15 protein-coding genes are annotated in these 12,282 nt (G+C 42.7%); 14 read left to right on the forward strand and 1 reads right to left on the reverse strand.

What is annotated here, in order from left to right; translation table 11 throughout:
* The first annotated feature begins 86 nt into the window (after nt 1-86).
* A complete protein-coding gene (locus AC3E6G_RS01005) occupies nt 87-998 on the forward strand; it encodes a DMT family transporter (protein WP_048789821.1) in 912 nt (303 codons plus the stop codon).
* Between the two features lie 33 nt (nt 999-1,031).
* On the opposite strand, the gene AC3E6G_RS01010 is transcribed toward AC3E6G_RS01005, so the two are convergent.
* Entirely contained in the window at nt 1,032-1,652 is a 621-nt protein-coding gene (locus AC3E6G_RS01010; protein ID WP_048789822.1) for a TVP38/TMEM64 family protein, read from the reverse strand.
* A gap of 184 nt (nt 1,653-1,836) precedes the next feature.
* Between AC3E6G_RS01010 and AC3E6G_RS01015 the strand changes: the two genes are divergently transcribed.
* The 13 genes from AC3E6G_RS01015 (at nt 1,837) to AC3E6G_RS01075 (ending at nt 12,276) form a co-directional block, all read left to right on the forward strand.
* Nucleotides 1,837-2,364 (forward strand): YqeG family HAD IIIA-type phosphatase, encoded by a 528-nt coding sequence (locus tag AC3E6G_RS01015; protein ID WP_045759146.1) that lies wholly within the window; start codon nt 1,837-1,839, stop codon nt 2,362-2,364.
* 2 nt (nt 2,365-2,366) lie between these two features.
* Nucleotides 2,367-3,473, forward strand: coding sequence for a ribosome biogenesis GTPase YqeH (gene yqeH, locus AC3E6G_RS01020; RefSeq protein WP_048789823.1), 1,107 nt, complete (start codon nt 2,367-2,369; stop codon nt 3,471-3,473).
* A gap of 224 nt (nt 3,474-3,697) precedes the next feature.
* Nucleotides 3,698-4,009 (forward strand): ribosome assembly RNA-binding protein YhbY, encoded by a 312-nt coding sequence (gene yhbY / locus AC3E6G_RS01025; protein WP_006595720.1) that lies wholly within the window; start codon nt 3,698-3,700, stop codon nt 4,007-4,009.
* 21 nt (nt 4,010-4,030) lie between these two features.
* Complete coding sequence (locus AC3E6G_RS01030) at nt 4,031-4,663, forward strand: nicotinate-nucleotide adenylyltransferase (RefSeq protein WP_125334849.1); 633 nt, start codon at nt 4,031-4,033, stop codon at nt 4,661-4,663.
* Entirely contained in the window at nt 4,660-5,256 is a 597-nt protein-coding gene (gene yqeK, locus AC3E6G_RS01035; protein ID WP_048789825.1) for a bis(5'-nucleosyl)-tetraphosphatase (symmetrical) YqeK, read from the forward strand. Before AC3E6G_RS01030 ends, yqeK begins: the two co-directional genes overlap by 4 nt.
* Entirely contained in the window at nt 5,257-5,757 is a 501-nt protein-coding gene (locus AC3E6G_RS01040) for a cysteine hydrolase family protein (protein WP_048691706.1), read from the forward strand.
* 14 nt (nt 5,758-5,771) lie between these two features.
* Nucleotides 5,772-6,125, forward strand: a complete 354-nt coding sequence (gene rsfS, locus AC3E6G_RS01045; RefSeq protein ID WP_003014310.1) for a ribosome silencing factor — start codon at nt 5,772-5,774, stop codon at nt 6,123-6,125.
* Between the two features lie 208 nt (nt 6,126-6,333).
* Nucleotides 6,334-7,074, forward strand: coding sequence for a class I SAM-dependent DNA methyltransferase (locus tag AC3E6G_RS01050; protein WP_125334847.1), 741 nt, complete (start codon nt 6,334-6,336; stop codon nt 7,072-7,074).
* Nucleotides 7,075-7,080: 6 nt separating this feature from the next.
* Nucleotides 7,081-8,172, forward strand: coding sequence for a nucleotidyltransferase (locus tag AC3E6G_RS01055; RefSeq protein WP_048789827.1), 1,092 nt, complete (start codon nt 7,081-7,083; stop codon nt 8,170-8,172).
* Nucleotides 8,173-8,242: 70 nt separating this feature from the next.
* On the forward strand, nt 8,243-9,055 hold the full coding sequence (locus AC3E6G_RS01060; protein ID WP_048789828.1) for a hypothetical protein: 813 nt from the start codon (nt 8,243-8,245) through the stop codon (nt 9,053-9,055).
* A gap of 217 nt (nt 9,056-9,272) precedes the next feature.
* Nucleotides 9,273-9,989, forward strand: a complete 717-nt coding sequence (locus AC3E6G_RS01065; protein WP_006146163.1) for a YebC/PmpR family DNA-binding transcriptional regulator — start codon at nt 9,273-9,275, stop codon at nt 9,987-9,989.
* Nucleotides 9,990-10,177: 188 nt separating this feature from the next.
* Nucleotides 10,178-11,320, forward strand: coding sequence for an amidohydrolase (locus tag AC3E6G_RS01070; protein WP_125334845.1), 1,143 nt, complete (start codon nt 10,178-10,180; stop codon nt 11,318-11,320).
* Between the two features lie 128 nt (nt 11,321-11,448).
* On the forward strand, nt 11,449-12,276 hold the full coding sequence (locus AC3E6G_RS01075) for an amino acid ABC transporter substrate-binding protein (RefSeq protein ID WP_125334843.1): 828 nt from the start codon (nt 11,449-11,451) through the stop codon (nt 12,274-12,276).
* The last annotated feature ends 6 nt before the right edge of the window (nt 12,277-12,282 follow it).

The following is a 12,282-nucleotide window of genomic DNA, read 5'->3' on the forward strand; positions in this document are numbered from 1 at the left end:
ATTAGTATATTTTATGAATAAAACCAGTCCATTTGGGCTGGTTTTTATGTTACAATTAGGATGTAAATAATATTTGTGGAGGCAACATGTCTACATCTTTCAAAGGAACCTTGATGACTGTGATTGCTGGAATTGCTTGGGGGCTTTCTGGTGTTAGCGGGCAATATTTGATGGCACATGGTTTTTCAGCTATAGGGTTAACTAATTTTCGTCTACTTTTTTCAGGCATTGTCCTTATTATATTATCTTACGTAGCGGATAAAGAGAAGGTATTAGCCTTTGCTAAAGATAAATCTTCCTACCTTCCCCTTCTCGTTTTTTCATTTTTAGGATTGTTACTAACTCAATTGACCTATTTAGAGGCGATTGCAGAAACCAATGCTGGGACTGCCACCGTTTTGCAGTATCTCTGTCCAGTGGGGATTTTATCCTATACCTGTATCAAGGATAGAGTAGCTCCTACTCTTGCGGAAGTAGCTTCCATGCTGTTAGCGATTGGTGGCACTTTCTTAATTGCAACACACGGTCAAGTCAACCAACTGGCCATTAATCCTAAAGGTCTGGCTTGGGGAGTGGTTTCAGCCTTTGCTTATGCTCTGTATATTGTCCTTCCTCTTAATTTAATTAAAAAATGGGGAAGTATGCTGGTGATTGGAGTTGGGATGGTCATTCCAGGAATTCTGATGATTCCTTTTAGTGGTCTTCTTTCTTTTTCTGGAAACTACAGACTGGATACCTTGATGGCTCTTTTTGGTTTGGTTGTTATTGGAACGATTTTTGCCTACACAGCCTTTCTTAAAGGGACCTCTTTGGTCGGAGCTGTAAAGGGAAGCTTATTAGCCTCTATTGAGCCAATTTCGGCAGTTTTCTTTGCCTTTATCATTATGAAGGAGCATTTCTTTATGATTGACTTCTTGGGTATGGGCATGATTCTGTTAGCGGTCCTCCTGATCACTCTAAAGGACTTCATTATTCAAAAAGAAAAAGGAATTCTATAAAAAAAGATGCTGGGTGTTTTCCCAACATCTTTTTTAAATCATTTGCCAGAAATAGTCGATGATATAGGTGAGACCATAAGTGTAGATGACCAGAGTAATCGGTTTACAGAGAATAATAATGGTCATGTAGCGCTTAAAGGTCATATTGGTTAATCCAGCTAGCATGCAGAGAAAGTCCGCTGGACTGATAGGCCAGATCATCATGAAGATGAAGAAACGATCAAACCGCTTGCCTTCGTTGAGCCAGTTAATATACTTGTCGTAAGTCTTCTGGCTGACCATAGACTGGACAAATTTAGGCCCGTACATTCTCGCGAGATGGAAGATGATGGCACAGCCAATGACAATTCCGATGTAGTTGTAGATGGTCCCAATGATGTGGCCATAGATAAAGACACCAGCGACAGATGTTAAGGCACCGGGGATAATAGGCACCACTGTTTGAAGGATCTGAAGAAAGATAAAGAGAGGTGGCCCGAAGATACCTGCTTGGAGAATAAAAGCCGACAAAGTTTCTTTGGATTGGAGAATGCCAGCAAAGTAGGCCCAGATACAGAAAGCAAGGGTTGCCAGGGCTCCAATGATGGAGGACCAATTGATGATTTTTTGTAGGAGAGGGGAGACCTCCCTCAATTTTTTTTCTTTTGTTATCATAACTCTTCCGCGTATTTTTTTTCTTCTACTATACCACGTTTTTGGAACTTTGTAACGATTTTGTCTATTTTAGGGAATATCAAAGAGATAGAATGGGTCCTCTTACAAAGGGGAGACAACGAAGCAAGTGCAAAATACGTCTATTTATGCTACAATGAAGAGAATATAAAAAATGGAGAAAAACGTGTCAATCGAAAATTACAAACCAGATTTTGCGGTGGAAGCAGCCTATGATCTCACCGTTGCAGACTTGAAAAAACAAGGCATTAAGGCGGTCCTTGTGGATTTGGATAATACCTTGATTGCTTGGAATAATCCGGATGGGACTCCTGAGATGCGCCAGTGGTTGCACGACCTTCGTGATGGCGGGATTCGGGTTATCGTGGTGTCCAATAATAGTCCCAAACGGGTCAAGCGTGCGGTAGAAAAATTTGATATTGACTATGAAGCCTGGTCGCTCAAGCCCTTTACCTTTGGGATTGATCGTGCCCTCAAACGTTTCCACTATGAGAAAAATGAAGTGGTCATGGTCGGGGATCAACTGATGACGGATATCCGGGCTGCCCATCGTGCAGGCATTCGCTCGATTTTGGTCAAGCCTTTGGTTGAGCATGACTCCATCAAGACCCAGATCAACCGGGCGCGTGAACGCCGTGTCATGAAGCAAATGGCCGAAAAATATGGTCCGATTGTATACAAAAAAGGAATTTAAGAATGGAAGAATTATTCTGTATTGGCTGTGGAGCGCCCATTCAGACAGAAAACAAAGAGGGGATAGGCTATACTCCCCAATCAGCTCTTGAAAAGGGCTTGGAAACAGGCGAAGTCTATTGCCAACGCTGTTTCCGTCTACGTCACTACAATGAAATCACAGATGTGCATCTGACAGATGATGATTTCCTAAAACTCCTTCACGAAGTAGGAGATAGTGATGCTCTCGTGGTCAATGTAGTCGATATTTTTGACTTTAATGGCTCTGTCATTCCTGGCTTACCGCGCTTTGTAGCAGGTAATGATGTCCTTTTAGTCGGAAATAAAAAAGACATCTTGCCCAAGTCTGTCAAGGATAGCAAAGTGACGCATTGGTTGATGGAGCGGGCCCACGAAGAAGGCATGCGTCCTGTCGATGTGGTCCTCACCTCTGCCCAAAACAAGAGTGCCATCAAGGATTTGATGGAAAAGATTGAACAGTACCGTAAGGGTCGTGATGTCTATGTGGTGGGGGTAACCAATGTAGGGAAATCGACCCTCATCAATGCGATTATCCAGGAAATCACTGGTGACAAGGATATCATCACGACCTCTCGCTTCCCAGGAACGACACTGGACAAGATTGAAATCCCATTGGACGATGGATCCTACATCTACGATACACCGGGGATTATTCATCGCCACCAGATGGCTCACTACTTGACTGCGAAAAACCTCAAGTATGTCAGCCCTAAAAAGGAAATCAAACCCAAGACTTATCAGCTCAATCCAGAGCAGACTCTCTTCTTGGGTGGCTTGGGACGCTTTGACTTTATCAAGGGGGAAAAGCAAGGTTTTACTGCCTTCTTTGATAACGAACTCAAGCTTCATCGAACCAAGCTAGAAGGAGCGACCGCTTTTTATGACAAGCATGTTGGTGGCTTGCTAACTCCACCTAATAGCAAAGAAAAAGAAGAGTTCCCACCCTTGGTTTCTCATGAGTTTACCATCAAGGACAAGACAGACCTCGTCATCTCTGGACTCGGCTGGATCCGCGTCAATGGGGAAGCCAAAGTAGCCGTCTGGGCACCAGAAGGCGTTGCCGTCGTCACCCGCAAAGCTATTATTTAAAAAAACAGGAAAAAATATATCTAAAGAGCGAACAAAGTGAGCTCATAAAGAGATCGTTATTGCCGTGGTGTAGTTGCCAATCGTGAGATTGGCAAGGGCAAAATGGAGACCAAAGCTCCATTTTGAGGTGAGGAAATCCATTTTTCAAAGATGAGATCTTTGAAAAATTAGTTCCGGCCGTCCCCACCACTTAAAATAACGATCAAAAAAAAGGAAGTAAAAATATGACATTAACATCTAAACAACGGGCTTTCCTCAACAGCCAAGCCCACAGCCTCAAACCCATTATCCAAATCGGGAAAAACGGGCTCAATGACCAAATCAAAACCAGTGTGCGCCAAGCGCTAGATGCGCGCGAACTGATCAAGGTGACCCTCCTTCAAAATACGGATGAGAATATCCATGAAGTAGCGGAAATCTTGGAAGAAGAAATTGGTGTGGATACGGTTCAAAAAATTGGACGCATCCTCATCTTATACAAGCAATCAAGCAAAAAAGAAAACCGGAAGATTTCAGTCAAAGTAAAAGAAATCTAAGAGACACAGGAGAGCAAGTATATGGCCATTGAACTATTAACCCCCTTTACCAAGGTGGAGTTAGAGCCAGAGATTAAAGATAAGAAACGCAAACAAGTGGGAATCCTCGGAGGGAATTTCAATCCCGTCCATAATGCCCATCTTGTAGTTGCTGACCAAGTCCGCCAGCAATTAGGTTTGGACAAGGTCCTTCTCATGCCAGAATATGAGCCTCCGCATGTGGATAAAAAAGAAACCATTGATGAAGGCCATCGCTTGAAAATGCTGGAACTAGCCATTGAGGGTATTGAAGGGCTAGAAATCGAGACGATTGAACTAGAGCGTAAAGGGATCTCTTATACCTACGATACGATGAAGTTGCTCAATGAGCGAGACCCAGATACAGACTATTACTTCATCATTGGAGCGGATATGGTGGACTACCTGCTAAAATGGTATCGGATTGACGAATTAGTGGAGATGGTGCAGTTTGTCGGTGTTCAACGTCCCCGTTACAAGGCAGGAACCTCCTATCCTGTGATTTGGGTCGATGTTCCTCTTATGGACATCTCTTCTAGCATGGTGCGAGAGTTTATCGCCCAAGGTCGGACGCCGAATTTTATGTTGCCAAAGCCAGTCTTGGACTACATCAAGAAAGAAGGTTTGTATCAATGACCTATGAAAACTATCTCGGCTTTTCTCGTGAAGTCTTGCTTGAAAAAATGGGTCAAATCTTGCCAGAAAAACGCCTAACCCACTGTTTAGGGGTTGAGAAAGCTGCGCGTGACTTGGCCAAACGCTATGAAGCAGATGAAGAACAGGCTGGACTAGCAGGTCTCTTGCATGACTATGCCAAGAAATTATCGGATCAGGAATTTCTAGACTTGATTGATCGCTATAGTCTTGATCCAGAATTAAAAAACTGGGGCAATAACGTCTGGCATGGAATGGTCGGCATTTATAAGATTCAGGAAGATCTCGGACTGACAGATCCAGCCATTCTTCGTAGTATTGAGATTCACACCGTGGGGAGTGGACAGATGTCAACCTTAGATAAGATTGTCTATGTGGCAGATTATATTGAACACAACCGGGCCTTTCCGGGGGTAGAGCAAGCACGTGACATCGCCCAAGTCTCCTTGGATCGTGCCGTGGCCTATGAGACGGCTCGCACAGTCGAACACCTGGCCCACCAAGGATTGCCCATTTATCCCCAAACCCTTGAAACCTATAACGCATTTGTGAAGTATTTGAAAGAGGAGCAGTAAGTGAAGACAGCTTTTATCATTATTGATGTACAAAATATCTTAGTGGAATCAGGTTTTGAGACAGAAAAGCTCCTAGAGAAGATTGCTTATTTGCAAGATCAGGCTAGAAAACAGCAGATTGAAATCATCTACATTCAGCATATTGAAACGCCAGAGGCTTTAACTTCGGAAGATTGGCAATTGTCTCCTCTGTTGAAAAGACAGGAGAATGAAAAGGTATTTCAGAAGCGATACAATAGCATGTTTAAGGAGACAGGATTAAAAGAATACTTGGATCAACAAGGAATTCAACAACTGGTCCTGTGTGGCATGCAGACAGAATATTGTGTCGATACATCCGTCAAAGTGGGGTTTGAATACGGCTATAAGTTGGTTGTTCCAGAAGGAGCTGTCACAACCTTTGATGGAGAGGATATTCCGGCAGAAACGCTTAATGAATTTTATGAAAATATTTGGGCAGGACGTTTTGCGGATGTCTTAGATTACAAATCAATTTTTTAAGGAAAGAGGATTACATGAAAGAAAAAGAATTACTTGAACTTGTTGTTAAAGCTGCCGATGAAAAACGTGCAGAAGACATTGTGGCTTTGGATGTTCAAAGCTTAACCAGTGTGACAGATTACTTTGTCATCGCAAGCTCTATGAATAGCCGTCAGTTGGAAGCGATCGCAGAGAATATTCGTGAGAAAGTCGTTGAAGCTGGTGGCAATGCCAGCCACGTCGAGGGTGACTCAGCTGGAGGTTGGGTCCTCCTTGACTTAGGTGGTGTAGTGGTTCATGTCTTCTCAGAAGAAATGCGTGCCCACTATAACCTAGAAAAGCTATGGCACGAAGCAAGTGCTGTCGATCTTTCAGCAGCCCTAGCATAAGCAGGTAAACTCAGTTGGTAGCAACTGAGTTTTGTTGGTTAAATTGAAAATTCTATGGAAAGAAAGGATGGAGCCTTGTGCTTGGTTAGGTTTCTAACTGAACACGAGCTAAAAGCTGTGAGAAAAAGAGTAACTTCCTTTGTATCTGACGATACGCAGAAAGTTTCCTATTTTCTCTTTGCTTTTAACGCTCTTTGTATCTCGATTTATGGCGACTTATGAAACCTTTGCGGCGGTCTATGATACGGTCATGGATGACAGTCTGTATGATTTGTGGACGGATTTTTCACTCCGCCATCTCCCAAAGACAAAAGATAAGAAAAAATTACTGGAATTAGCTTGTGGGACAGGGATTCAGTCTGTTCGCTTTTCTCAAGCTGGATTTGATGTGACAGGGTTAGACCTGAGTGCTGACATGCTGAAAATTGCTGAAAAAAGAGCTGTTTCAGCTAAGCAGAAGATTGATTTTATCGTGGGCAATATGCTGGACCTGTCGCAAGCAGGCACTTATGATTTCGTGACCTGCTACTCGGATTCTATCTGCTATATGCAGGACGAGGTAGAAGTAGGGGATGTCTTCAGAGAAGTCTATAATGCCCTCAATGAGGACGGAGTCTTTATCTTTGATGTCCATTCGACCTACCAGACAGATGAGGTCTTCCCAGGCTATTCTTACCACGAAAATGCGGAAGATTTTGCAATGCTCTGGGATACCTATGAGGATGAAGCCCCCCACTCCATCGTCCATGAGCTGACCTTTTTTGTCCAAGAAGAAGATGGCTCCTTTAGTCGGCACGATGAAGTTCATGAGGAACGCACCTATGAAGTTTTAACCTATGACATCTTATTGGAGCAGGCTGGCTTTAAATCTTTCAAATTGTACGCAGACTTTGAAGATAAGGAGCCAACAAAGACCAGCAAACGTTGGTTCTTCGTAGCGCAGAAGTAGGACGGCATGATAGTTACAGGTATTATTGCTGAATTTAATCCCTTTCACAATGGACACAAGTACCTGCTGGAACAGGCAGAAGGGGTGAAAATCGTCGCCATGTCTGGAAATTTTGTTCAACGTGGCGAGCCTGCCATTGTAGACAAGTGGACACGGGCTCAGATGGCTTTGGAAAATGGAGCAGACCTGGTGGTCGAGCTCCCCTTTCTCGTGGCTGTTCAATCGGCGGATCATTTTGCCAAGGGAGCGGTAGAAATCTTATCCCGTCTAGGAATCGACCAATTGGCCTTTGGGACAGAAGAAGTCATAGATTACCAAGCGATTGCGACAGTCTACTCGGAGAATGAGGCGGAAATGGAAGCTTTCTTGCGAAGCCTTCCTGACGATTTATCCTATCCACAAAAGACCCAAAAAATGTGGGAAACCTTTGCTGGAGTGGAGTTCACAGGAGAGACTCCCAATCATATCCTGGGTTTGGCCTATGCCAAGGCTTGTGCTGGGAAGGGAATTGCGCTCAAGTCCGTCCAGCGCCAGGGAGCAGGCTACCATTCAGAAGAAAAAGAAGTGGCCTATGCTTCTGCGACTAGTCTACGCCTACACAAGGAAGATCAGGACTTTGTCGCTAAATTCATGCCCAATAGTCAACTCTTTCAGTCGGCTCCACAGGTATCTTGGGAGGATTATGACCAACTGCTCCGTTATCAAATCCTAACCCATCCAGATCTGACACAGATCTTTCAGGTCAATGAGGAACTGGCCAACCGGATAAAGGAGGCCGTTCGAAGTGCTAGCTCTGTGGAGGACTTAGTTGAGAAAGTCGCAACCAAGCGCTATACCAAAGCGCGCGTGCGCCGCATCTTTACCTACATCTTGGTAGGGGCGATGGATCAGGCTCTTCCCGACGCCATTCGTGTCTTAGGTTTTTCCGCAAAGGGACAAGCTCATCTCAAAGGCTTGAAAAAATCAGTAGAAATCGTGACCCGAATCGGTAAGGAACCTTGGGATGCTTTGACCCAACAAGCTGATCAGGTGTATCAACTAGGCCATCCTGCACTTAAGGAACAAAATTTTGGACGCGTCCCAGTGATTGTTTTGTAAAGAAAACTTTTATCTAAACTAAAAAGATAGAAGTAGAAGCATATAAAAACAGAAAAAGGAATCTTCTTTTATGAGAACGAAAAAATCAATCTTACTTTCCCTCTTGGCTATAATTGCCCTCGGCCTAGGTGCTTGCTCGAGCATTAACCATCAAGGAAATAGTGCTCAGAAAAAAACAAGTCAAAGTTCACGTAAAACCGAGGATATAACAAGTCTTTTAGAAGAAATCGAGACCACTAATAAAAAAATGACTAGTGTTCGTCAGAAAACGGATATAAGTGGTTCATTAAATACAAAAGAAGAAACTATTCAAAAAAAACAAAAAATGACTTCACAAGTTATCTATAAGACTGAAAAGCAAGAAGTAGAGATGGCATACATTAGTGTTAAGACTTTGGAGAATGGAGAAGAAAATTTTAAAGAACTCTTGATGCCGGGTGGTGAAATGACTCCAATGTATACCCGTTATAATAAAAGTGGGGAATGGGATAAGGAGATTTATGGAAAAGACGGTAAATATATTGTTAACCCGGATTATTTCCAGCTCTTAAAGGGTTTGAATGAACTAACAGAAGATTTAGCTCTAGAAGAAACGGATGACGCTTATGTCTTCAAGTTGAAAAATAAGGATGCTGACTTAATAAGCATTTATGAAGACGAGTTCCAGTTTAACTTATCACAATTCCCTGATTCAAAATACAAGAATGATTTGATCGTAAAGATTGACAAAAAAACTAAATTCCTTAAAGAATTCAAGATGACAGTATCTACTTTAAGTAATAAAGGATTACTGACGATCAAGAGTGAAACGACATACTCAGACTGGAACTTGGTTGAAAAGGAAGACATTCCAACTATCACTGACGAGAAGAATGAACAATAAGTTGCTATGTTGAGCTTCGCTATTTCCAAAGGCAAAGTTCATAAGATACCAGTCAATAGGAAATGTAAGATTAGGATCTACAAGTAAACATCTTCTTTTCTGTTAAAGAAAAGATATAGAAGAGAACGAATTCTACTATTTTTCTTAGTGATTTTTCATGGTTACTGTGTTATAATAATGAAGATTAAAATGTAAACTATTAAAAGGAGAACCTCCAATGGGACGTAAATGGGCCAATATTGTGGCAAAGAAAACTGCCAAAGATGGCGCTAACTCAAAAGTATATGCGAAATTCGGAGTAGAAATCTATGTAGCCGCTAAAAAAGGTGAGCCAGATCCAGAATTGAATACTGCTTTGAAATTCGTTATCGACCGTGCTAAACAAGCGCAAGTGCCAAAACACGTAATTGATAAAGCGATCGATAAGGCAAAAGGGAATACAGACGAAACCTTTACAGAAGGACGTTACGAAGGATTTGGACCAAATGGTTCCATGTTGATCGTTGATACCTTGACATCAAATGTTAACCGTACAGCTGCGAATGTCCGGGCTGCCTTCGGTAAAAACGGTGGAAACATGGGAGCTTCTGGTTCTGTATCTTACCTCTTTGACAACAAGGGGGTCATCGTCTTTGCGGGTGATGATGCGGATGCCATCTTTGAGCTTTTATTGGAAGCAGATGTGGATGTAGATGATGTTGAAGCAGAAGAAGGAACAATTACTGTTTACACTGCTCCAACTGACCTTCACAAAGCGATCGTTGCTTTGCGTGAATCTGGTATCGAAGAATTCCAAGTAACCGAATTGGAAATGATTCCTCAATCAGAAGTTGAGTTATCAGGTGAAGATTTGGAAACATTTGAAAAACTCTACAGCGTTCTTGAAGACGACGAAGACGTACAAAAAATCTACACAAACGTGGATGGATTCTAATAGAAATAGACCTTTGAAGATAATTTCTTCAAAGGTTTTTTTCTTGAGGTTTGGCATTTTTAGGAAGGAAAGCAGAGGACACAACAATAACGATATAGTTCCTGGCTATAACTGAGAGAAAAAAATAGGAATTAGACGAATAGGGGAGGCAGTGATAGAATAGAACTATGCTAGAAAGGGGACGAGAAATGGTATCATTTTCCTATGAACATCTAGTGCCCATTCGGCATTACGTGCATCAGCATCCAGAGTTATCTGGACAAGAATACCAAACCACAGCTTATCTCAAAGCCTATTTGGAAAAGCTAGGTGTACGCATTTTAAACAGTGGATTAAAGACCGGTCTGATTGCTGAGATCGGAAGCGGTCAACCAGTCATTGCCCTTCGCGCAGATATTGATGCCCTTCCAATTCAGGAAAACACGGGTCTCGACTACCAAAGTCAAAACCCTGGTGTCATGCATGCCTGTGGCCATGATTTCCATCAGGTGAGCCTATTAGGGGCTGCAGAAGTCCTAAAAGGTATGGAAACAGACTTAAAGGGAACGGTTCGGTTGATTTTTCAGCCGGCTGAGGAGACTTCTGAAGGAGCATCTGCGGTATTAGCGACCGGGCTCCTAGAGAATGTACAGGCCATCCTTGGATTTCACAACATGCCGTCATTGCCTGCGGGTCAGTTGGCCCTGCGTCCAGGCGCCATGATGGCGGGTGTTGAAAAGTTCAAGGTGACTGTCACTGGGGTGAGCAGTCATGCAGCTCGACCGGATCTCGGTTTGGATACGGTTGTAGCAATCACTAGTATGGTCCAGCAGTTGCAGACCTTGGTTTCGCGTACGGTTTCGCCATTTGAGACAGCTGTCCTATCGGTGACCCATATCGAAGCTGGTTCAACCTGGAATGTTCTTCCCAAGTATGGTTACTTTGAAGGAACCATTCGAACCTTTAATCCGGATCTCCAGAGACGCCTCAAGGCGGATTTCATTCGCGTGATTGAGCAAATCTCTAACAGTACCGGAGTCATGGTCCAATTTGATTGGGGCAAGACACCACCGGTTACCTATAATGATAAGGCCCTGGCTAAAAAAGTTTTTCGCTGGTCCAAGTCTTTTGCAGAAGTTGTCGAGGCCCAGCCATCGACAGCGGGTGAAGATTTTGCTTTCTATCAAGAGAAAATCCCAGGAGTCTTTGCTTTTATCGGATCGAATGGTGCAGCGGATGCACCGGATCTCCACCATGATAGCATGGTCATAGATGATGCTGCTTTTGCAGTATCAGTTCCATATTACGTAGAAAATGCCCTCGCTTTGCTGAAAAAATTTTCAACCAAATGAGACGTGATAGGTAAAACTTATCACTGCCATAAAGAAAATATAATACCCAAGAGTCAGGAATTTTGATATGATGGAAAAAGCTGTTTTTTTAAAGAGGAATAAACAATTTTAGTGAAAAAGGAGAACAAATGAAATTGAATAAATTCATCAAATATGTTGGTTTGAGTCTTGTGGGCTTAGTAGCAGTTGGGACTTTGGTAGCCTGCTCATCCAAGTCATCAAGTAAATCAAGCGGAAAACGGACCATTGAAGTCGCAACAGTTGGAACAACCAAACCCTTCACCTATGATAAGGACGGAGAATTGACTGGTTATGAAATCGAAGTCATGCGTGAAATCTTCAAAGGTTCAGATATGTATGAAGTCAACTTTAATAAGACAGAATGGTCTTCTATCTTTGCTGGCTTAGACGGCGATCGTTACCAAATCGGTGTCAGCAACCTTAGCTACGATAAAAAACGTGCGGAAAAATACTTGTACCCAAATCCATACGCAAAGAACCCAGTGGTCTTAGTGGTTCGCAAAGATTCAGGGATCAAGTCACTGGATGATATCGGTGGCAAGTCTACAGAGGTCATCCAAGGAACTTCTACAGCGAAACAATTGGAAGCATACAATGAAGAGCACAAGGATAATCCAACAGAGCTCAAATATACAGATGGAACGATTCAATCTATTCTTGCTAATTTGAGCGATGGCCGTTCAGATTATAAGATTTTTGAACGTTTGACCGTTGAAGCTTTGATCAAGGACCAAGGGTTGGATAATTTGGAAGTGATTGAACTTCCAAGTGATCAACAACCATACGTTTACCCAATCCTTGCCAAAGGTGAAAAAGAATTGGAAACCTTCGTCAACAAACGAATCAAAGAATTGTACGAAGATGGGACACTTGAAAAATTGTCTAAGAAGTACTTTGGTGGAACTTTCCTTCCAGAAGCTTCTGATATTAAATAAGGTTAT

The organism is Streptococcus sp. SCPM-O-B-23252 (M501) (assembly GCF_058200355.1).